The sequence below is a fragment of the Actinoplanes teichomyceticus ATCC 31121 genome (genome assembly GCF_003711105.1).
Classification (GTDB): domain Bacteria; phylum Actinomycetota; class Actinomycetes; order Mycobacteriales; family Micromonosporaceae; genus Actinoplanes; species Actinoplanes teichomyceticus.
The window spans coordinates 1,954,059-1,973,586 of record NZ_CP023865.1 but is presented as its reverse complement, the minus strand read 5'-3'; the positions used below and the strand labels follow the sequence as shown (position 1 = coordinate 1,973,586).

Sequence of the window (19,528 nt, the reverse complement as noted above, 5' to 3'; positions counted from 1 at the left end):
CGCTCAGTACAACCGTACTGCCGCATCGGGGCGCGCACACGGGCGCTTCAGCCGGTAGACGACCGAGGGGCGCAGCGGTCCGGGCGGCACGGTGCGGTCGTCGAAGTCGGCGGACCGGTCGTGGACCATCCCCAGGCGCTCCATCACCGCCCGGGAGCGGGCGTTGCCGGCCACCGTGATGGCCAGGATCTCCGGCAGCCGCAGCACGCGGAACCCGTGGTCGAGCACCGCCCGGGCCGCCTCGGTCGCGTACCCGTGCCCCCACGCCGGCGCGGCCAGCCGCCAGCCCGCCTCGACCCCGGTGACCGGGACGTCGTCGTCCACCGGGTCGAGCCCGGCCATCCCGATGAACTCGCCGGTCGCCGTGACCTCGACCGCCCACCACCCCCAGCCGCGCGCGGCCAGCCCGGCGCGGAAATGGTCGAGGGACGCGGCGGCCTGCTCCCGGGTGAGCGCGCCGGGGAAGAACTCCCGGACCCGCGGGTCGGCGTTCATCGCCGCCCAGCCGGCCAGGTCCGCATCGGTCCACTGCCGCAGCCGCAACCGCGCGGTGACCAGCTCCGGTGTCCTGTTCATCCAGCCACTCCCCTCGACGGCAACGGCCGCGACACTACCGGCACCGACCGGCCCCGCCACGGATCGGCACAATGCTCGGTGTGCCAGCCATCGCCATCACCAGTCCCGACGACTCCCGCATCGGCGACTACCGCGCCCTGACCGATCTCGAACTGCGCACCCGCTGGGAGCCGCCCAACGGGCTGTTCATCGCCGAGGGCGAGCTCGTCATCCAGCGGGCGCTGCGGGCCGGGTACCGGATGCGTTCGGCGCTGGTCGACGAGAAGCGCGCCGGCCAGCTCACCGGCCTGCCCGGCGACGCCCCGCTGTACGCCGCCGCCCCGCCGGTCCTGGAGGCGATCACCGGCTTCCACGTGCACCGCGGCATCCTCGCCTCGTTCCATCGCCGTCCGCTGCCGGCGCTGGCCGAGCTGCTCGCCGGGGCCCGGAACCTGGCCGTGCTGGAGGGCCTGAACACGCACACCAATCTGGGCGCGCTGTTCCGCAGCGCCGCCGCGCTCGGCATCGACGCGGTCGTGCTCTCCCCGAACTGCGCCGACCCGCTCTACCGCCGGGCGGTCCGGGTCAGCATGGGCGAGGTGTTCGCCATCCCGTACACCAAGACCGACACCTGGCCGGACCCGCTCGCCGCGATCCGTGCCGCCGGTTTCACGCTGCTCGCCCTGACCCCGGCGCCGGACGCGGTCGCCCTCCAGGCGCTCACCGCGGACCAGCGGCGACGGCCCGCCCTGCTGCTCGGGGCGGAGGGCCCCGGCCTGACCCGGGAGGCGCTGGCGGCCAGTGACGTACGGGTGGCCATCCCGATGCACAACAACGTCGACTCGCTGAACGTCGCCACCGCGGCCGCCATCACGTTCTACGAGCTGACCCGCGACGCGTTGCCCTGACCGGGCGGTCCCGGGCGGGCCCGCCCGGCGCCGCGCCCGCTCAGCGCCGAGGCGGGTGCGGTCAGTGCCGCGTGGGCCCACTCGGCGCCACGCCGGGTCCGCTCAGCGCCGCGCCCGCTCAACGCCACGCCGGTCCGCTCAGCGCCGCGTGGGTCCGCTCAGCGCTGCCCGGGACCCGCTCAGCGCCGCGCCGGGCGCGGTCCGCGGACGGCCCGGTAGAGCCCGTAACCCACCTCGGCGGCGCCGATCACCATGAGGACCACACCGGCCTTCGTCAGGGTGACCACCGGGATCTCGATGTCGCCGGTGAACAGCCACAGCAACAGGCCGATCACGAAGGTCGCCGAGCCGGTCAGCAGGTTTCTGGTCATCGTGCCCCTCGCGGTCGCCCTGGGATCGCCGGGTACGTCCCGGTCCCTCGTCGGCGAACCTACCGGCGGGCCGCGGCGGGCACGTCCGGCCGAAGTCGTAGGGGCGCGTACGCCGAAGGATGTAGCCGGTGCGGGACGAGGCCACCCTTCGCGGGGTGGCCGCGCCGCCGGTCCGGGAGCCGGCGCGCTGGCCGATCCGGACCGCGGCTCAGGCGCGCGGCAGCAGCCGGCCGCCCGTCCAGGCGAGTCCCATCCCGGCGGCGAGCAGCAGCAGCGCGCCGACCGTGGGCACCGGCTTGACCCCGTACGACCCGGCGCCGAGCGTCATCGCGGCCAGCATCAGCAGCACCCCGTCGGCCGGGTTGACCAGCTTCGAGCGGAACACCGCCCAGCCGAGCAGCAGCACCCCGGCCCCGGAGACCGCGCAGGCCGCCTCGACCAGCGTGTGCACCTGGCCGGGGGCGAGCGCGACGCGGGCCGCGGCGCTCTCCTCGGGCAGCGCGGCCAGCGGCAGCAGCAGGGTGGCGCCGGCCAGGGTGATCAGCAGGCCGGTCAGCGCGATCCGCCGGGTGCGCGACCCGGCGAGCAGGCCGGCGAGGGCGATCAGGGAGACCGCGGCCAGCCAGCCGGCCAGCAGCGCGATCGGCAGCGGGCCGGGCGGCACGTGCACGCCGAGGGTGAACCAGCCGTAGAGGACGGCGGACGCGGGCAGCGCCCACAGGGCCAGCCGGGCGAATCGGCGGACCGACCAGATCCAGACGGCATCGCGTACCGGAAGGGGGTGGTGGTCCGCCGGTGAGCCGGCGACCGGGGTCGCGGCGCCGACCCAGGCCGGGGCGACCCGCAGGGGCCGGCCACTGGCGGTCTGACGATGGCTGATGCTCATGGCTCCGCCTCGCTCGCAGGGGCAACATGCCGAGCGGCCGGGGGGAACCGGTCGGAAATCCGAGACGAAGCATGCCAAACCCACAACGCCATGTGAGCCACATCTCAGGAAAAAGCCGGGAATGCCGGACGGTCCGTCCCGTGTGGGGCGGACCGTCCGCTTCACTCATCCGGCGAGCCGGCCGCGGTCCCGGCCGGTGCCGGCCACACCGATGCCACCCGCCGACCGCGCGCGGGACCGTCCGTCGGGGCGGCCGACCGGCGGTGGCGCGGCGGACCGCCGGTCAGCGGACCTGCGGCGGACCGCCGGCCAGCGGACCTGCGGCGGACCGCCGGTCAGCGGACCTGCGGCGGACCGCCGGTCAACGGACCTGCGGCGGACCGCCGGTCAACGGACCTGCGGCGGACCGCCGGTCAACGGACCTGCGGCGGACCGCCGGTCAGCAGTGCCGCGGCGCCAGACGGCCGAGAGGCCGGCCGGCCGTCACGTCAGGCGCGCTCGATCTGGTGGGCATCGCTGCGGTCGGTCCCGCCCAGCGCCGCCGACGGCGGCACCGGCTCCCCCGCCGACAGCGCCGCGGCGCCCTCCGGTTCCCCGGAGACCTGCGCCTCGGCGGCGCGCACCTCGGCGTCCACCCGCTGCGCCTCCTCGGCCGCGGCCTGCGCGGCCGCCACCGCCTCACGCTCCACGGCATCGGAGTCGACCCGCGGCGACGGGGTGTCGCCGGCCATGGTGGCCAGGCCACCGAGCGCGCCGCCCAGCCCCTCCAGGGCCTTGGTCAGCTCGGTCGGGACGATCCACACCTTGTTCGCCGAGCCGTTGGCGATCTGCGGCAGCGACTGCAGGTACTGGTACGCCAGCACCTTCTGCGACGGGTTGGCCTGGTGGATCGCGTCGAAGACGGTACGGATGGCCTTGGCCTGACCCTCGGCCTGCAGGATGCGCGACTGCCGGTCACCGTCGGCGCGCAGCACGGCGGCCTGCTTCTCACCCTCGGCGGTGAGGATCTGCGCCTGCTTGTGGCCCTCGGCGTTGAGGATCGTGGCGCGCCGCTCCCGTTCCGCGCGCATCTGCTTCTCCATCGAGTCGCGGATGCTGGGCGGCGGCTCGATCGCTTTGATCTCCACGCGGGTGACCTTGATGCCCCACCGGCCGGTGGTCTCGTCCAGCACCGTGGAGAGGTGCCGGTTGATCTCCTCCCGGCTGGTCAGCGCCCGCTCCAGGTCGAGCGAGCCGATGACGTTACGCAGCGTGGTGACCGTGAGCTGCTCGATCGCCTGCAGGAAGTTGGCGATCTCGTAGGTGGCCCGGACCGGGTCGACGACCTTGAAGTAGAGCACGGTGTCGATCGAGACGACCAGGTTGTCCGAGGTGATCACCGGCTGCGGCGGGAACGACACCACCTGCTCGCGCATGTCCACCTTGCTGCGCACCGCGTCGATGAACGGCACCAGCAGGTTCAGCCCCGGGCTGAGCGTCCGCTTGTACCGGCCCAGCCGCTCCACGACGTCCATCCGCTGCTGGGGAACGATCCGGATGGACCGGACGATGGTGGTCACCGCGAAGATGGCGATGACTATGACCAGGACAGCGATGACAGCTTCCATGGCGCCTCTCTATGTGACAGAAGTGTTCTTTCAGACGTCGGGCAGATCGTCGTGCCAGACGAGTGCGGTGGCGCCCCGGATCTTGACCACGCGCACCCGCTGACCGGCGGGGAAGGTCTCCCGGCCGTCGAAGGAGCGGGCCTGCCAGATCTCCCCCTCGATCCGGATCTGGCCGTGGTCGGCATCCACGTCCTCGAGCACCGTGCCGTGGTGCCCCTCCATCGCCTCGATGCCGAACGGGGTGTCGCCGCTCTCCAGCGCGGACCGCGCATGCCTCATGATCAACGGCCGGACCGCCGCCACCGACAGCCCGGAGACCAGCGCGAACACGATGACCTGGAGAAGCAGGTTGGCGCCGAGGGCCGCGGCCACCGCCGCCGCGGCGGCGCCGGCCGCGAAGAAGATGATCAGAATGGTCGCGGTGAACGCCTCACCGATCGCCAGCGCGACGGCGAGAACGATCCAGATTACGGCTTCCACATCAACGATCGTGTCACGTCCGCGCACTGCGGGCGATGCCGGTGCGCGGCGTAGCCGAACCGTCCCCGGGCAGTTGTACCTGTCAGTCGCACAGCAGGAGGGCCCCCACCGTGACACTGCTTCCGGAGACCGCCCGGCGGATCGAGGAGATCGCCGCCCGGGCACAGTCCGCCGGCCGGGTGCCGTCACTGGCGCTGGCCGTGCTGCGGGACCGGGCGGTGCTGCACTTCACCGGTGCCGGGGAGACCCCGAGGCCCGACCCGAAGACCCAGTACCGGCTCGGTTCGATCACCAAGACGATCACCGCGACACTGGTCATGCAGCTGCGCGACGAGGGCTTCTTCGCCCTCGACGACCTGCTCTACCGGCACCTGCCGGGCACCCCGATCGGCGGCGTCACCCTGCGTCAGCTGCTCGGGCACGTCTCCGGGCTGCAACGGGAGCCGGACGGCCCGTGGTGGGAGCGCACCGCCGGCGGGGACGTGGACCGGTTGCTGGCCGGGCTGACGTACGAGAAGCTGACCGGCCCGCCGTTCCGCCGCCACCGCTACTCGAACCTGGCGTACGGCCTGCTCGGCGCGGTGCTCAGCCGGGTCACCGGGCAGAGCTGGGCGGAGCTGGCCACCAAGCGGGTGCTGGACCCGCTGGGTATGCGGCGCACCACGTACCACCCGGTGGAGCCGTACGCCCGCGGGTACGTGGTGCACGCGCTGGGCGGCACGCTGCACGAGCAGCCGCGCGCGGACACCGGCGCGATGGCCCCCGCCGGGCAGCTCTGGTCCACGGTCACCGACATGGCCAAGTGGGCCGGTTTCCTGGCCGACCCGGCCCCGGCCGTGCTGGCCCGGGAGACCGTCGACGAGATGTGCAGCCCGGTGGCGATCAGCGATCCGGAGTCGTGGACGGCCGGCCACGGTCTGGGCCCGCAACTGTTCCGGGTCGGCGAGCGCGTCCACGTCGGGCACGGTGGCTCGATGCCCGGTTACCTCGCCCATCTCGCCGTGCACCGGCGCAGCCGGATGGGCGTGGTGGTGTTCGCCAACGCCTACGGCTTCGCCGGTGGCGAGAGCATCATGGACCTCGGCCTGCGCGCGCTGACCACGGTGCTGGACCACGAGCCGGCCGCGCCCGCGCCGGCCTGGCAGCCGCCCGCGCCGCCGACCGGCGAGGCCGCGGAGGTCTGCGGCCGCTGGTGGTGGATGGGCCGGGAGTACGACGTCGCCCCGGTGGGCGCCGGCCTGGTGATGACCGGCCCGGGCCGGCACACCCGGTTCCACCGCGAGGCCCCGGACCGCTGGCGCGGCGCCGCCGGCAGCGACGAGGGCGAGGTGCTGTCCGTGCTGCGCGCCCCGGACGGCACGGTCACCGGGCTGGACATCGCCACCTTCCGCTACAGCCGGAACCCGTACGACCTGGCGTGATCCCCGCCGCTCGCGGCCGGATTTCCCCGGGTACGGCCGGGGCGTCCCGCGGCGATCGGCGCGGCCCTCGCACCCCCGGGCGTGGCCGGGGGCGGTGGCGTCAGGTGGCGGCCACGGCCGGGGCCGGGGTGCGCGCGGTCAGGCCGACGGCGAGGCCGCCCGCGACCGTGGCGATGCCGGCCCAGACCAGCGGGCCGGGCGGCGGCGCGCCCAGCGCCGTCCCGGTGAGGGCCGCGGCGACCGGGGCGACGCCGGTCAGCAGCCCGGCACGTCCGGCGCCGATCCGCGTCACGCAGGTGTACCAGAGGAGGAAGGCGGCGGCGGTGACCCCGGCCGCCAGGTAGGCGCCGGCCAGCACGTCGTCGGTGTGCAGCCGGGTGACCGCGGACGGCCCCTCGGTGAGCGGGCCGAGGACGCCGAACATCGCGGTGGCGAGCCAGGTGGCGTGCACGGAGACGCCGAGCGGGCCGTGCCGGCCCAGCACCGGCACGGCGAGCAGGGTGAACAGCGCCTCGCCGGCGAACGTGACGACGGCCCAGAACACCCCGGTCGCGTCGGTCCGGCCCAGCCCCTCGACCAGGACCGCGCCGAGCGTGACGACGGCTGCGGCGAGCAGCACCCGAGGAGCCGGCCCGCGGCCCTCCAGCAGCGGGCCGCCGGCCGCGAGCAGGACCGGGACGCAGGCCACGGCCACCCCGAGGACGGCCGGTTCGGCGTGGCGCGCCCCGTGCACCAGGGCGATGTTGAAGACCAGCAGACCGGCCACGGTCACGCCGAGCAGCCAGAGCCACTCGGCGCCGCGTGGCCGGCGCAGCCGGGTCCGGGTCCACCGCGCCCAGGCGAGAAGGAGCAGGCAGGCGACCGCGTACCGGAGCGCCTGGACCGTCAGGTGCGGCGCGTCCGCGAGGTGGCCGCTGACCGCGACGCCGCCGCCGACGAAGACCATGCCGGCCGCGCCGGCGAGGATGGGTGACGTCTTCATGCATGCCATGCTCCCGGCGGGTATGGTCCGGTTCGAGGACCAATCCCAGCGCTATGAGGTGGACCAATTTCCGCTGCCGAGCCGTCCCGGCCCGCACCCGGGTCGGACTTCCTGCAACTGCGCGCGCAGGAGGCGCCGGCCAAGGGGCTGACCGGGTGGCTGACCGACGGGCTGCGCGCCGCGATCACGGCGGGACGGCTGGCGCCCGGGACCCGGCTGCCGGCGACCCGGCGGCTCGCCGCGGAACTGGGCGTGTCCCGCGGGGTGGTGGTGCAGGCCTACCAGCGACTGGTCGACGAGGGGCTGGCCGCGGCCCGGACCGGCTCGGGCACCGTGGTGGCGCGCGACGCGGCGGTCGCCCCACGCCCGAGCGCGGACCGGCGCCGCACGCTGCGCCGGCTGCGGCTGCCGCTTCCCACCCCGGACGGCATCGACCTGGACCTGTCCCCCGGGGTGCCGGACCTGTCCGCGTTCCCCCGGGCCGCCTGGCTGCGGGCCGAACGCGCGGTGCTGGACCGGGTGACCGCGGCCGACCTGGGCTACGGCGACCCCGGCGGCAGCCCGCGACTGCGTGCCGAGCTGGCCGGCTGGCTGGCGCGTACCCGCGGGGTCCGGGCCGAGGCGGACGACATCCTGGTGTGCGGCGGCGTCGCCCAGGGTCTCGCCCTGCTGGCGCAGGCCGCGAGCGCCCGCGGCGAAGCCGCGTGGGCGGTCGAGGATCCCGGCTCGCGCGGCGCCCGCGACCAGGTCGCGCATTGGCGGGTACGCCCGGAGCCGGTCCCGGTCGACGACGACGGCCTGCGGATCGCCCCGCTGCGGGCGACCGGCCTGCACACCGTCCTGCTGACCCCGGCGCACCAGTTCCCGACCGGGGTGGTGCTCGCCCCGCAGCGGCGCCGGGAGCTGCTGACCTGGGTGGCCGAGGGGGCGCGGCTGATCGTCGAGGACGACTACGACGCCGAGCACCGCTACGACCGGGCCCCGGTCGCCGCGGTGCAGGGCGCCGCGCCGGAGCGGGTCGCCTACCTGGGCAGCGTCTCCAAGTCACTGGCGCCGGGGATGCGGCTGGGCTGGCTGATCGCGCCCCGGCGCCGACAGGCCGAGCTGCTGGCCGCCAAGCACGCCAGCGACCTGGGCAGCCCGGCGCTCCCGCAGCTCGTGCTGGCGCACCTGCTGGCCTCCGGCGACTACGACCGGCACCTGCGCCACGTACGGGCCCGGCAGCGGGCGCGCCGGGACGCGCTGCTCGCCGGATTGCGCACGCACCTGCCGCAGGCCCGGGTGCGCGGGGTGGCGGCCGGGCTGCACCTGCTGGCCGAGCTGCCGGCCGGCGACGACGTCGCGCTCGCGGAACGGGTCCGGGCCCACGGCGTGCTGGTGCACCCGCTGAGCTGGCACCGCAGCCAGCCCGGCCGGCCCGGCCTGGTGCTCGGTTACGCCGCGCACCCGCCGGACCGCCTGACCGACGCCGCCGTCCGCATCGGCGCCGCGCTGGCCGGCACAGCGGCTACTCCGGCGGCGCCGTCACGTGGTCGATCAGCCGCTCCATCGAGTTGATCAACGGAGTCTCCACGTCCTTGTAGCTGCTCACCGAGGCGAGGATGCGACGCCACATGTCGGCCGGCTCGCGGACGCCGACGGCCTCGCAGACCCCCTCCTTCCACGGGCGGCCGGGCGGGACCACCGGCCACTCGCGCAGCCCCACCCGCGCGGGTTTGACCGCCTGCCAGACGTCGACGTACGGGTGCCCGGTGATCAGGACGTCCGGGTGGGTGACCGAGGCCACGATCCGGCTCTCCTTGGACCCGGGCACCAGGTGGTCGACGAGCACGCCGAGGCGGCGCCGCGGGCCGGGCCGGAAGTCTCGGACCGCGGCGGCCAGGTCGTCGATGCCGTCCAGCGGTTCCACCACCACGCCCTCGATCCGCAGGTCGTCGCCCCAGATCCGCTCGACCAGCGCGGCGTCGTGAATGCCCTCCACCCAGATCCGGCTGGCCTTGGCCACCCGGGCGGTGACCCCGGCCACCGCGATGGACCCGGAGGCGGTGACACGTCGCTGCGCGGGCGCCGCGGGCCGCGCCGGCCGGCGCAGCGTGACCGGCTTCCCGTCGAGCAGGAACGCGGCCGGGGCGAGCGGAAAGTTGCGGCGCCTGCCGTGCCGGTCCTCCAGCACCACCGCGCCGAGCTCGAACCCGACCACCGCGCCGCAGAACCCGGAGTCGGCGTCCTCCACGACCAGCTCCGGTTCGGCGTCCACCTCCGGGATCGCCCGACGGCGGCGCCAGTTGCCGGAAAGCACGTCCTCCCCATACATGATCCGCACGGTAACCCGGGCCACCGCCACACACCGGGGTGACGCTCCGGACCGAGACAAGGTTCCGCGACGGCACGTACCCTTGCTCGCATGTCACCCGCAGCTGATGCGGCCACCCGCACCGCCCGCCGGTCCACCCGGTTCGTGGCCTGGGTGCGGGCCTGGCGCGCCGGACTGGTTCCGTTCGACGAGCTGGCCGACGAGATCGCCGGGGACGAGGAGCACCTCGTCGCCGACGCCCCCGGCACCTGGACCGACGTGCCGCTCGGGCAGGGCCTCCCGCTGTTCGCGAAACTGCATCCGGACGACATCCGGCTGGTGCTGCCGGTGCCCGGCGACCCGCGCGGCCTGCCCGGTCCGGGCCCGCTGACCGGCGCGGCGCTGCTGGCCGGTGAGGCGATCATCACCCCGGGCTTCGGCGTGGTCCCCGAGGTGCGCCGGCACACCTCCGGCTCCGGTGTGGAATTCGAGACCCTGCTCTGGCGGGTGCTGCCCGCCCCGGAGCACCGCCCGGTCTTCCAGATGGGCGCGGCCGAGGCCGAGGCGCAGCTGACCGCGGCGCTCGGCGAGGCCACCACCCGCCTCACCAAGCTGGACGTGGCGCAGTGGAAACCCGAGCTGGCCGGCGCGTTGCAGGCGCTGCGCCGCCCGGAGAGCACGGCCACCCTGCCACCCGGCTTCGACCCGCGGGCCCGGCGGCTGTTCGCCCGGGCCAGCGTGCTCGACCAGGTGCTGGCGCTCGCCGAGACGAACGCTCCGGGCGGCGCGGTCAACGGTTACGAGGCGCAGCAGCGCGACGAGGCGCTGCGCCCGCTCACCGCGGCGTGCCGGCAGGCCCTGGTGGCCGCCTGCAACTCCCCGCTGCGCCCGTGACGCCGGACCGGCACGCGCACTGCACGTTCTGCGGGGCGCGGTTCACCCCGGGGCAGGCCTGGCCGCGCCGCTGCGCGGCGTGCGGGGAGACGACGTACCGCAATCCGGCCCCGGTGGCGGTAGCCCTGCAACCGATCGGTTCCGGCCTGCTGGTGGTGCGGCGCGGCATTGCGCCGGCGGAGGGCCGGCTGGCGCTGCCCGGCGGGTTCATCGAGCTGGGCGAGACCTGGCAGGCCGCGGCGGCGCGGGAGCTGGGCGAGGAGACCGGCATCAAGGCCGACCCCGACGAGGTACGCCTTTTCGACACCCTCAGCGCGCCGGACGGCACCCTGCTCGTCTTCGGCCTGTTCCCCCGCCTCGCGGACGGCTCGGGACTGCCGACGGTGCCACCGCCGGACGAGGCGCTCGGGCTCGAGGTGCTCCACGGCCCGACGGAGCTCGGTTTCAGCCTGCACACCCAGGTGGCGAACCGCTGGTTCACCGAGATCCGCCGGGCCGCCTGACGCGTCCCGGCGCCGACCGGCCGCCGCCCCGATCAGCGCGGAATGTTCCAGGCGGTGGCCTGCAGCGCCAGCGCATCGGCCTTCCCCAGGCCGGTCACCGAGACGACCACCATCTTGCGAGGGATGCCGATCCGCTGCGCATCGCTGTCCGAGGTGAGCAGGCAGTACACGTCGCCCTGCACGGCCGGCAGCCGTCCCTCCTTGGCCAGGGGCCTGACCGCGATCCGCGTCACGCAGTCGGACGGTTTGACCGCCTCCGAGTCGTAGGAGGTACCTTCGACACCCGGCTGCAGGGTGAGGTAGGGGGTGTTTCCGGCGGTGCACGGGTTGTGGTAACTCAGCTCGGCGATCGCCGGGTCGACCTGCACCCGCGGCTTATCCAGATCGATGTACACGGCGCCGTTGCAGGGACCGGGAATCTCGAGAGCGGTCTCGATGTAGAACTGGTCGAACTGCGTCTCGGGGCCGAGCGGCGGCGGCGACCCCTCCGCGGACTCGGACGGCTGCCCCGGGTCCACCGGCGCGGTGGTGCTCTGTACCGGGTCGGGCGGTGGCACGGTGACCGCCGGCCCACTGGGTGGCGCCGCCCTCGCGGCCAGCTTGTCGGCCCGCGCGGCGGCGTCCCCGGCGACGCTGTTGGCGTGCCAGGAGAGCACCACCGCCACGGCGGCGAGCAGCAGCGCGAGCCCGGCCAGGACCGCGGTCCAGCCGGAGCGCCCCCGGCCCGCTCCCTTCTGCGCCTTGGCCGGTGGGGTGCCGGTCGGCGGATCCTGCGGTAACGGATTATCGTGGCTCACACTTATCGCATCCTCTTCGTTCAATGAGGGTTTGATCAACAAAGACTGATCAATATGGGGAGGTGGACGGCACCATAGCGCCTACCAGCCTCGATCCATCTGTCGAATATCCGTCATCCGCGACGACGTGGCATTTCGGGACGCCGATCGATGTATGGTGGCGCCTCCTAAACCGGCGACTACCCGGCAGGCGGCACAACGGTGAGCACGACTCCTCCCCCCGACGACACGCCCGCGCCCGGCGACAGGCGCAAGCGGCGAGATGTGGTCGCCGTGGCCTCGATGGTGGCCGGTGTGGTCAGTGCGGTGATCGCACTCGCGGCCTGGCAGTGGCCCCAATCGCCGGATCCCTCGCCCGCGCCGGTCGCCGTCCCCCCGGTCACCTCCTCCCCTACGGCCGGGCCGACGGCCGCTGCCACCGTGGCGCCCGGGGCCGGGAACCCGTCCGGCACGCCCCTGGACGCCCTCGACGTGGCCGCGGGCCACGCGAACCTGGCACCGGTGCCGCCGGCGGTGCGCGACAGACCCGGATTCAAGGACCGGCCCATCGCCATCTCCTGCCCGTCGAACCAGACCGGCGACCTGACGCGCGAGGTCACCTGGCTGCTCCGCGGCCGCTACCTGGACTTCCGGGCCGACGTGCACCCCTACTACCCGGCCGGCACCGACACCGCCGCGGCGACCTACGTCTTCGCCGTCACCGGCACCCGGCGCAAGACCGGGGACCTGACCACCGCTGAGGCCGGACGGCAGCAGAGCGCCACGGTGACCAGCGCCAAGCCGCTGACCGGGGGCGTCGGCGGGGCGGAGCGGCTGACGATCCGGGTCCGATGCGGCAACCCGAACGGCGTCGTCGTCCTGACCGGCGCCACGGTGACGCCGCCCTAGTCGATCAGGTCGACCCGGACCAGCTCGTCGAGGAGCAGGCGGATCGCCGGGGCGCAGCGCGCGGCGTCGGCCGAGGCGAACCAGGCCAGCTCGGCGATCTCGTTGGCCGGTGCCGGAGCGGCGTCCGCGACGGCGGGCTCGCCGAGATAGCAGACCAGACGGACCCGGGTGCCGGCGGGGCGGTTGTGCGCGGGGGCCTCGATCGTACGGAAATGGCGCAGCCGCCCCGCGTCCAGCACGACGCCGACCTCCTCCTCGGCCTCCCGGGCGGCCGCCGCGGCGTGCGTCTCCCCCGGCTCGGGCTTGCCCCCGGGCAGGTAGAACGCGTCGGAGCGGTGCGCCCGGACCACCAGGACCCGCCGTTCGCGCACGCACACCCAGGCGGCGGCGACCACCTCGCCCGGACCGGTGGGGACCGGCTCCCGCGACTGTTCCAGGTACGACTCTTCGCTCGCCGGCACGGCAGCGACCCTACTGCAGGGGCGCGCCGCCGCCGGGCGCCGGGAGCCGTTCAGCCCGGGCCGGCCGCTGCCGAACCGTAGGACGTGACCGGTTCCGCCGGGTGGCGGGCGCTGCCCGCGGCCGAGCGACGACCACGGCCCACGGCCGGGCGGTCGGCCGTATTCGCGGCCGGACGGCAAACCTTGCGCGCGGCCGTGCGGCGGGCACTGCCCGCGGCCCGGCAACGGGCACTGCCCGCGGCCCGGCAACGGGCACTGCCCCCGGCCCGGCAACGGGCACTGCCCCCGGCCCGGCAACGGGCACTGCCCCCGGCCCGGCAACGGGCACTGCCCGCGGCCCGGCAACGGGCACTGCCCCCGGCCCGGCAACGGGCACTGCCCCCGGCCCGGCAACGGGCACTGCCCGCGGCCGTCGGCGCGCTGGCGCTCACCGCCCTGGTCGCGCTGCTGTCGGGGTGGTCGTTGTCGGTCGTGATCAGCGGGTCGATGCGCCCGGCCGTCGAGGCCGGCGACGTGGTGATCACCGCGCCGCTGACCGGGCAGCGGATCCGGGCCGGGTCGGTGATCCGGTTCCGGAGTCCGGACCGGCCGGGGCGGGCGGTGCTGCACCGGGTCGCCCGGGTCGCGCCGGACGGCCGGCTGATCACCAAGGGCGACGCGAACGCGGTGGCGGATGCCACCCCGGTCCCGGCGGGCGCGGTGACCGGCGTGGGCCGGCTGCGGATCCGGTACGCCGGATTGCCGGTGCTGTGGTGGCGCCGGGGCGGCGGCCCGCGGCTGGCGGCGCTGGCCGGGGTGCCGGCAGCGCTGATCGTGCTGGTCGGGGCCGGGTGGCGACCGGGACGACCGGCCACCCGATCGCGCGTGCGGTGATCAGGCGGCCGGCGGTTCGCTCCGGACCCGGCTCAGATCTCGTCGATCAGGTCGGCGACCGAGTTGACGATGCGGGACGGGCGGTACGGGTACGTCTCGCTCTCCATCCGGCTGCTGATCCCGGTCAGCACCAGGATCGTCTCCAGTCCGGCCTCCAGCCCGCACAGCACGTCGGTGTCCATCCGGTCGCCGATCATCGCGGTGGTCTCGCTGTGCGCGCCGATCGCGTTCAACGCCGAGCGCATCATCATCGGGTTCGGCTTGCCGACGAAGTACGGCTTCACCCCGGTCGCCTTGGAGATCATCGCGGCCACCGAGCCGGCCGCCGGGAGCAGCCCCTCGTTGGAGGGTCCGGTCGCGTCCGGGTTGGTGCAGATGAACCGGGCGCCACCGTTGATCAGCCGGATCGCCTTGGTGATCGCCTCGAAGCTGTAGGTGCGCGTCTCGCCGAGCACCACGTAGTCCGGGTCGAACTCGGTCAGCACGTAGCCGGCCGCGTGCATCGCGGTGGTCAGGCCGGCCTCACCGATCACGTACGCGGTGCCGCCCGGACGCTGGTCGGCCAGGAACTGCGCGGTGGCCAGCGCGGCCGTCCAGATCGAGTGCTCGTCCACCTCGAAGCCCATCCGGGCCAGGCGGGCCTGCAGGTCACGCGGCGTGTAGATGGAGTTGTTGGTGAGGATCAGGAACGGCTTGCCGGACGCCTTCATCCGGTTGACGAACTCGGGTGCGCCGGGCACCGGCTCACCCTCGTGGACGAGCACGCCGTCCATGTCGGTGAGCCAGCTCTCGATCGCTTTGCGTTCCTTCATTGCGCGGCTCCAGGTCGCGTCGCGGGGCGGGGCGGAGGGGTGCAGCAGTCCGTCGGGCAGACGTCCCAGGTCGGGAGCGTACCCAGCCCGGTGTGCGGTTGATCACCCAGCCGCTCCTCGACGAGCTCGCGCACCATGGCGACGAAGCGCGGGTGGACGCCGGGCGTGGCGGCCCGGGCGAACCCGAGACCGAGCCGGGCGGCGGTGTCCCTGGCCTCGTTGTCCAGGTCCCAGATCACCTCGAGGTGGTCGGAGACGAAACCGATCGGACTGAGCACCACGTCGGTGACCCCCTTCTCGGCGAGCACCTCCAGGTGGTCGTTGATGTCCGGCTCCAGCCACGGGATCTGCGGCGGGCCGGAGCGGCTCTGCCAGACCAGGTCGTACCCCAGGTCGTCGGCCGCCGCGGCGGCCCGGACCAGCCGGGCGGTCTCCTCCAGCTGGGCGGTGTAGCGGCCGCCGGTCGGGCCCGCGGTGCGGGCCATGCTCAGCGGGATGGAGTGCGCGGTGAAGACCAGCCGGGTGGTGCCCCGGCGGGCCGGGTCCAGGGTGGCCAGCGCGGTACGCACCGCGTCGGCGTGCGGCTCCACGAAGCCCGGGTGGTCGTGGAACTGCCGCAGCTTGCTGATCCGCGGCGCCCGGGGGCCGACGTGCTGGCGCGCGGCGGCGATGTCCTCCCAGTACTGCCGGCAGGAGGAGTAGCCGCCGTACGCGCTGGTGGCGAAGCCGAGCGCGTGCTCGACACCGTCGTCGCGCATCCGCGCCACGGTGTCGGCCAGCATCGGGTGCCAGTTGCGGTTGCCCCAGTACGCCGGCAACCCGATGCCGTGCGCGGCGAAGTCGGACTCCACCGCGGCCAGCAGATCGCGGCACTGCTGGTTGATCGGGGAGACCCCGCCGAAGTGCATGTAGTGCTCGTACACCTCGGCGAGGCGCTCGTCCGGCACGCCGCGCCCGCGCACCACGTTGCGCAGGAACGGCATCACGTCATCAGGCTTCTCTGGCCCGCCGAAGGAGAGCAGGACGAAGGCGTCGTAAACCACGCGCCCATCCTGCCACCGGGGGTGTTCCCCGGCCTCCGGTAACCGGCGACGTGTCGGCGGCGTCACGCGGCCCGGCCCCCGGCCGGACCCGGCGTGCGGGAGCGGTCAGGCTCCCAGCGCGTGGTAGCCGCCGTCCACGTGCACCATCTCGCCGGTCGTGGCCGGGAACCAGTCGGACAGCAGGGCGCAGACCGCGCGGGCGGCCGGCTCCTGGTCGTTGAGGTCCCAGCCCAGCGGCGCGCGCTCCGACCAGGCGTCCTCGAACTGCTGGAAGCCCGGGATCGACTTGGCGGCCATGGTGCGCAGCGGCCCGGCCGAGACCAGGTTGCTGCGGATGCCGCGCTTGCCCAGGTGCAGCGCGAGGTAGCGGTTGGCCGACTCCAGCCCGGCCTTGGCCACGCCCATCCAGTCGTAGACCGGCCACGCCTTGGTCGCGTCGAAGGTGAGCCCGACGACCGACCCGCCGGCGCCCATCAGCGGCAGCGCCGCCGTCGCGAGCGACTTGTAGGAATACGTCGACACCTGCAGCGCCGTCGCGACGTCCGCCCACGGCGCGTCCAGGAACCCGCCGCCGAGGCAGCTCTGCGGGGCGAAGCCGATCGAGTGGACCACACCGTCCAGCCCGTCGACGTGCTCACGCACCCGGTCGGCCAGGGCGTCCAGGTGTTCCTGATTCGTCACGTCCAGCTCGATGACCGGGGCGGCCTCCGGCAGCCGCTTGGCGATCCGCTCCACCAGCGACAGCCGGCCGAAGCCGGTGAGCACGACCTGAGCGCCGTTCTCCTGGGCCAGCTTCGCCACCGAGAAGGCGATCGAGGCGTCGGTGATCACACCGGTGACCAGCAGCCGTTTTCCGGCCAGCAGTCCAGACAACATTCTCTCCTGAAGGAATTCTCGACAACTCGATGTGCAGGCCGGGGCGGACTAGTGCCCCATGCCGAGGCCCCCGTCGACGGGGAGCACGGCGCCCGAGATGTACGCCGCGCTGTCGCTCGCCAGGAAGGTCACCGCGGCGGCGACCTCGTCGGGAGTGGCGAGCCGACCGGCCGGGACGGCTTTGATGATTTCCGCCTTGCGCGACTCCGGCAAGACATCGGTCATCTCGGTCTCGATGAAGCCGGGCGCCACCACGTTCGCGGTGATGTTGCGACTGCCCAGCTCCCGCGTGATGCTACGGGCCATACCGACCAGACCGGCCTTCGACGCGGCGTAGTTCACCTGGCCGGGTCCGCCGTACAGGCCGATCACCGACGAGATGAAGATCAACCGGCCCCACTTGTTGCGCAGCATCTTGGCGCTGGCCCGCTTGGCGACCCGGAACGCGCCGGTCAGGTTCGTGTCCAGGACCCGCTCGAACTGCTCCTCGCTCATCCGCAGCAGCAGCGTGTCGTCGGTGATGCCGGCGTTGGCGACCAGGACCTCGACCGGGCCGAGCTCGTTCTCCACGGTGCCGAACGCGGCGTCGACCGCCGCCGAGTCGGTGATGTCGCACTGCACGCCGAACAGGCCGTCGGGGGCGCCCGAGCCGCGGTGGGTGATCGCCACCCGGTCGCCCTGTTCGGCGAACGCCCGGGCGATGGCCAGGCCGATGCCGCGGTTTCCGCCGGTCACCAACACGGTGCGAGGCACAGCGCTCTCCTTCGTGAGATCGAGTCATACCCCGGTATGAGGTACCGCAGGGTCACGACAGGGCTGCCGCTCCTCGTTAGCCTGCTGGGAATGGAGACTATCGGCCCCGGGGCGGTCAATACGGTGATGGGGCCGTTGACTTACCTAACGTTCAAAAGGGAGACACCCAGGCCACGACTGCGGCGCCGGCTGCCGGTCTATGCCGTGCCGCTGCTGTTCTTCGGGCTCGTCGCGATCGGGATGGCCACCGGGGCGTACCTGATGGACGAGCGCGGAGTGGTCCCGGCCCTGGCCGTCCTCATCGCGGCCGGCTCGGTCCTGCCGGTGCTCGTCGCCGCGCGCCGTCCGGTGCTGGCCTGGCGGATGGCGTACCCGATGCTGTTCATCGGGGTGCTGTTCCACAGCCCGCGGGAGCCCTGGCCGTGGAACACCGCGCAGATCCTGGGCACCCTGGTCGTCCTGGGCCGGCTCGCCGCGACCCAGGAGTCCCCGGTCACGCTCTGGGCCACCGGCCTCGGCCTGGTCCCGCTGTTCCTCTTCGCCCGGCCGGAGAACTCCTGGGGCGCGGCCGTCCTGGTGATCGCGGTCGCGGCGCTCGGCAACATCCTGACGCGCCGCCGCCGCACCCGGGAGTTGCTCGCCGCACAGACCGAGCTCAACGAGTTGAACGAGCTGGAGCGCTCCCGCCGGGCGGTGCTGGAGGAACGCACCCGGATCGCCCGGGAGATGCACGACGTGGTGGCGCACCACATGTCGATGATCGCGGTGCAGGCGGAGACCGCGCCGTACCGCCTGGCCGGGCTGGACGAGCGGACCGGACAGGAGCTGTCCGCGATCGCCGGCGCCGCCCGGGAGGCGCTGGCCGACATGCGCCGGCTGCTCGGCGTGCTGCGCTCGGAGAGCCAGGCGGCCGAGCGCGAGCCGCAGCCGGGCTACCCGCAGATCGCCGAGCTGGTGAGCACGGCGCGCCGGGCCGGGCTGCCGGTCACCGGGCAGCTGCCGGAACTCGACGGCATCGGCGAGGCGGCCGGGCTGGCGGCGTACCGGATCGCGCAGGAGGCCCTGGCCAACGCGGCCCGGCACGCGCCCGGCGGCCCGGTGCGGCTGGTCGCCCGCGCCGACGGCGACCGCCTGGAACTGTGCGTGCACAACGCGCTGACCGGCACGCCGGAGCCGGGCCGCAGGCCGGGGCACGGCTTGATCGGGATGCGTGAGAGGGTGGCCCTGCTCGGCGGCGAGCTGACCGCGGGACCGGACGGCGCCGGCGGCTACCAGGTGCTGGCCCGGATCCCGCGACAGCCGGAGGCGTGATGATCAGGGTGTTGATCGCGGACGACCAGGCGATGGTCCGGCAGGGATTCGGCGCCCTGCTGGCCGCGCAGCCCGACCTGCTGGTGGTCGGCGACGCGGCGGACGGCGCGGCCGCCGTCGCCGCGGCCCGCCGGCTCGATCCGGACGTCGTGCTGATGGACGTGCGGATGCCGGTGATGGACGGGCTGGAGGCCACCCGCCGGCTGGCCGGCGGTCCCAAGGTGCTCATCCTGACCACCTTCGACCTGGACGACTACGTCTACGAGGCGCTGCGCGCCGGGGCCAGCGGCTTCCTGCTCAAGGACGCCCCGGCCGCCGACCTGGTGCAGGCGGTCCGCGTGGTGGCGGCCGGCGAGGCGCTGCTCGCCCCGTCGGTGACGCGCCGGCTGATCGCCGAGTTCGCCGCCCGTCCGCAGCGCGACCGGCCCCGCCCGGTGGCGCTGACCGCGCTCACCCCGCGCGAGACCGAGGTGCTGCGGTTGATCGCGCGGGGACGGTCCAATCAGGAGATCGCCGCCGATCTGGTGGTCGCCGAGCAGACGGTGAAGACGCACGTCGGGCGGGTGCTGACCAAGCTGGCGCTGCGCGACCGGGCGCAGGCGGTGGTGTTCGCCTACGAGACCGGGCTGGTCGCGGCCGGCGAGTGACACGTCCAGGTGTTCCGCGCCACCTGTGGGTGTCCTGAGTTTCTTAAGCGATACTTAAGAGGTACGCTCCTGCACGGTTCCCGGCCCCATCGACTTCGCGGAGGTGATCGCTGTGCGAGATAGCGATCCTCCTAGTCGTGGCCGGGACGCTCGTCAGCGTTTCTGAC

General features: G+C 74.2%; 22 protein-coding genes. 9 read left to right on the top strand and 13 right to left on the bottom strand.

Annotated features, from left to right (window positions below):
- Window positions 1-3: 3 nt before the first annotated feature.
- Window positions 4-576: a GNAT family N-acetyltransferase gene (locus ACTEI_RS09030; RefSeq protein WP_122977233.1), complete on the bottom strand. Its 573-nt coding sequence runs from the start codon at window positions 574-576 to the stop codon at window positions 4-6.
- A gap of 80 nt (window positions 577-656) precedes the next feature.
- Here ACTEI_RS09030 and ACTEI_RS09025 point away from each other — a divergent pair, with 80 nt between their 5' ends.
- Window positions 657-1,463, top strand: coding sequence for a TrmH family RNA methyltransferase (locus ACTEI_RS09025; RefSeq protein ID WP_122982013.1), 807 nt, complete (start codon window positions 657-659; stop codon window positions 1,461-1,463).
- A gap of 179 nt (window positions 1,464-1,642) precedes the next feature.
- On the opposite strand, the gene ACTEI_RS09020 is transcribed toward ACTEI_RS09025, so the two are convergent.
- The 4 genes from ACTEI_RS09020 to ACTEI_RS09005 form a co-directional block, all read right to left on the bottom strand.
- Window positions 1,643-1,834, bottom strand: a complete 192-nt coding sequence (locus ACTEI_RS09020) for a DUF5708 family protein (RefSeq protein WP_122977232.1) — start codon at window positions 1,832-1,834, stop codon at window positions 1,643-1,645.
- A 208-nt stretch (window positions 1,835-2,042) separates the two neighbouring features.
- Window positions 2,043-2,720, bottom strand: a complete 678-nt coding sequence (locus ACTEI_RS09015) for a hypothetical protein (RefSeq protein WP_122977231.1) — start codon at window positions 2,718-2,720, stop codon at window positions 2,043-2,045.
- Window positions 2,721-3,208: 488 nt separating this feature from the next.
- On the bottom strand, window positions 3,209-4,327 hold the full coding sequence (locus tag ACTEI_RS09010; protein WP_122977230.1) for an SPFH domain-containing protein: 1,119 nt from the start codon (window positions 4,325-4,327) through the stop codon (window positions 3,209-3,211).
- A gap of 30 nt (window positions 4,328-4,357) precedes the next feature.
- On the bottom strand, window positions 4,358-4,807 hold the full coding sequence (locus ACTEI_RS09005) for an NfeD family protein (protein ID WP_122977229.1): 450 nt from the start codon (window positions 4,805-4,807) through the stop codon (window positions 4,358-4,360).
- A 110-nt stretch (window positions 4,808-4,917) separates the two neighbouring features.
- Here ACTEI_RS09005 and ACTEI_RS09000 point away from each other — a divergent pair, with 110 nt between their 5' ends.
- On the top strand, window positions 4,918-6,228 hold the full coding sequence (locus tag ACTEI_RS09000) for a serine hydrolase domain-containing protein (RefSeq protein ID WP_122977228.1): 1,311 nt from the start codon (window positions 4,918-4,920) through the stop codon (window positions 6,226-6,228).
- 100 nt (window positions 6,229-6,328) lie between these two features.
- Here the strand turns inward: ACTEI_RS09000 and ACTEI_RS08995 are convergent, their stop codons facing one another.
- Window positions 6,329-7,210, bottom strand: a complete 882-nt coding sequence (locus tag ACTEI_RS08995) for a DMT family transporter (protein ID WP_239082255.1) — start codon at window positions 7,208-7,210, stop codon at window positions 6,329-6,331.
- A 66-nt stretch (window positions 7,211-7,276) separates the two neighbouring features.
- On the opposite strand from ACTEI_RS08995, the gene pdxR reads away from it, so the two are divergent.
- Window positions 7,277-8,767: a MocR-like pyridoxine biosynthesis transcription factor PdxR gene (pdxR, locus tag ACTEI_RS08990; RefSeq protein WP_122977226.1), complete on the top strand. Its 1,491-nt coding sequence runs from the start codon at window positions 7,277-7,279 to the stop codon at window positions 8,765-8,767.
- On the opposite strand, the gene ACTEI_RS08985 is transcribed toward pdxR, so the two are convergent.
- On the bottom strand, window positions 8,718-9,524 hold the full coding sequence (locus ACTEI_RS08985) for a DUF3097 domain-containing protein (protein WP_122982012.1): 807 nt from the start codon (window positions 9,522-9,524) through the stop codon (window positions 8,718-8,720). The two genes, pdxR and ACTEI_RS08985, sit on opposite strands and share 50 nt — an antisense overlap.
- Window positions 9,525-9,614: 90 nt before the next feature.
- Here ACTEI_RS08985 and ACTEI_RS08980 point away from each other — a divergent pair, with 90 nt between their 5' ends.
- Window positions 9,615-10,397, top strand: coding sequence for a hypothetical protein (locus tag ACTEI_RS08980; protein WP_122977225.1), 783 nt, complete (start codon window positions 9,615-9,617; stop codon window positions 10,395-10,397).
- Window positions 10,394-10,900: an NUDIX domain-containing protein gene (locus tag ACTEI_RS08975; protein ID WP_122977224.1), complete on the top strand. Its 507-nt coding sequence runs from the start codon at window positions 10,394-10,396 to the stop codon at window positions 10,898-10,900. The genes ACTEI_RS08980 and ACTEI_RS08975 overlap by 4 nt, the downstream gene beginning before the upstream one ends.
- A gap of 32 nt (window positions 10,901-10,932) precedes the next feature.
- On the opposite strand, the gene ACTEI_RS08970 is transcribed toward ACTEI_RS08975, so the two are convergent.
- A complete protein-coding gene (locus tag ACTEI_RS08970) occupies window positions 10,933-11,697 on the bottom strand; it encodes a hypothetical protein (protein ID WP_122977223.1) in 765 nt (254 codons plus the stop codon).
- A gap of 201 nt (window positions 11,698-11,898) precedes the next feature.
- Between ACTEI_RS08970 and ACTEI_RS08965 the strand changes: the two genes are divergently transcribed.
- Window positions 11,899-12,585, top strand: a complete 687-nt coding sequence (locus tag ACTEI_RS08965; protein WP_145830828.1) for a hypothetical protein — start codon at window positions 11,899-11,901, stop codon at window positions 12,583-12,585.
- Here ACTEI_RS08965 and ACTEI_RS08960 read toward each other — a convergent pair.
- Window positions 12,582-13,046: an NUDIX domain-containing protein gene (locus tag ACTEI_RS08960; RefSeq protein ID WP_239082254.1), complete on the bottom strand. Its 465-nt coding sequence runs from the start codon at window positions 13,044-13,046 to the stop codon at window positions 12,582-12,584. The two genes, ACTEI_RS08965 and ACTEI_RS08960, sit on opposite strands and share 4 nt — an antisense overlap.
- Window positions 13,047-13,241: 195 nt before the next feature.
- Between ACTEI_RS08960 and ACTEI_RS08955 the strand changes: the two genes are divergently transcribed.
- Window positions 13,242-13,919, top strand: coding sequence for a signal peptidase I (locus ACTEI_RS08955; protein WP_164465881.1), 678 nt, complete (start codon window positions 13,242-13,244; stop codon window positions 13,917-13,919).
- Between the two features lie 32 nt (window positions 13,920-13,951).
- Here ACTEI_RS08955 and ACTEI_RS08950 read toward each other — a convergent pair whose 3' ends face one another.
- From ACTEI_RS08950 to ACTEI_RS08935, 4 genes are all read right to left on the bottom strand, one after another.
- On the bottom strand, window positions 13,952-14,800 hold the full coding sequence (locus ACTEI_RS08950; RefSeq protein ID WP_122977220.1) for an HAD-IIA family hydrolase: 849 nt from the start codon (window positions 14,798-14,800) through the stop codon (window positions 13,952-13,954).
- The gene (locus tag ACTEI_RS08945) at window positions 14,728-15,774 is read right to left on the bottom strand and encodes a ferrochelatase (RefSeq protein ID WP_122977219.1); all 1,047 of its coding nucleotides are present in this window, start codon (window positions 15,772-15,774) and stop codon (window positions 14,728-14,730) included. The genes ACTEI_RS08950 and ACTEI_RS08945 overlap by 73 nt, the downstream gene beginning before the upstream one ends.
- A 105-nt stretch (window positions 15,775-15,879) precedes the next feature.
- Window positions 15,880-16,647 (bottom strand): enoyl-ACP reductase FabI, encoded by a 768-nt coding sequence (fabI, locus tag ACTEI_RS08940; RefSeq protein ID WP_122982010.1) that lies wholly within the window; start codon window positions 16,645-16,647, stop codon window positions 15,880-15,882.
- A 51-nt stretch (window positions 16,648-16,698) separates the two neighbouring features.
- Window positions 16,699-17,403, bottom strand: coding sequence for a beta-ketoacyl-ACP reductase (locus ACTEI_RS08935; protein WP_122977218.1), 705 nt, complete (start codon window positions 17,401-17,403; stop codon window positions 16,699-16,701).
- Between the two features lie 126 nt (window positions 17,404-17,529).
- Here ACTEI_RS08935 and ACTEI_RS08930 point away from each other — a divergent pair, with 126 nt between their 5' ends.
- Window positions 17,530-18,714: a sensor histidine kinase gene (locus ACTEI_RS08930; protein ID WP_122977217.1), complete on the top strand. Its 1,185-nt coding sequence runs from the start codon at window positions 17,530-17,532 to the stop codon at window positions 18,712-18,714.
- A complete protein-coding gene (locus ACTEI_RS08925; protein ID WP_122977216.1) occupies window positions 18,714-19,361 on the top strand; it encodes a response regulator in 648 nt (215 codons plus the stop codon). Before ACTEI_RS08930 ends, ACTEI_RS08925 begins: the two co-directional genes overlap by 1 nt.
- Window positions 19,362-19,528: the final 167 nt, after the last annotated feature.

Coding starts and splice junctions, on each gene's coding strand:
- ACTEI_RS09030 (WP_122977233.1), bottom strand. CDS start 576: ATGAACAGGACACCGGAGCTGGTCACCGCGCGGTTGCGGCTGCGGCAG.
- ACTEI_RS09020 (WP_122977232.1), bottom strand. CDS start 1,834: ATGACCAGAAACCTGCTGACCGGCTCGGCGACCTTCGTGATCGGCCTG.
- ACTEI_RS09015 (WP_122977231.1), bottom strand. CDS start 2,720: ATGAGCATCAGCCATCGTCAGACCGCCAGTGGCCGGCCCCTGCGGGTC.
- ACTEI_RS09010 (WP_122977230.1), bottom strand. CDS start 4,327: ATGGAAGCTGTCATCGCTGTCCTGGTCATAGTCATCGCCATCTTCGCG.
- ACTEI_RS08995 (WP_239082255.1), bottom strand. CDS start 7,210: ATGAAGACGTCACCCATCCTCGCCGGCGCGGCCGGCATGGTCTTCGTC.
- ACTEI_RS08985 (WP_122982012.1), bottom strand. CDS start 9,524: ATGTATGGGGAGGACGTGCTTTCCGGCAACTGGCGCCGCCGTCGGGCG.
- ACTEI_RS08980 (WP_122977225.1), top strand. CDS start 9,615: ATGTCACCCGCAGCTGATGCGGCCACCCGCACCGCCCGCCGGTCCACC.
- ACTEI_RS08930 (WP_122977217.1), top strand. CDS start 17,530: ATGGGGCCGTTGACTTACCTAACGTTCAAAAGGGAGACACCCAGGCCA.
- ACTEI_RS08925 (WP_122977216.1), top strand. CDS start 18,714: ATGATCAGGGTGTTGATCGCGGACGACCAGGCGATGGTCCGGCAGGGA.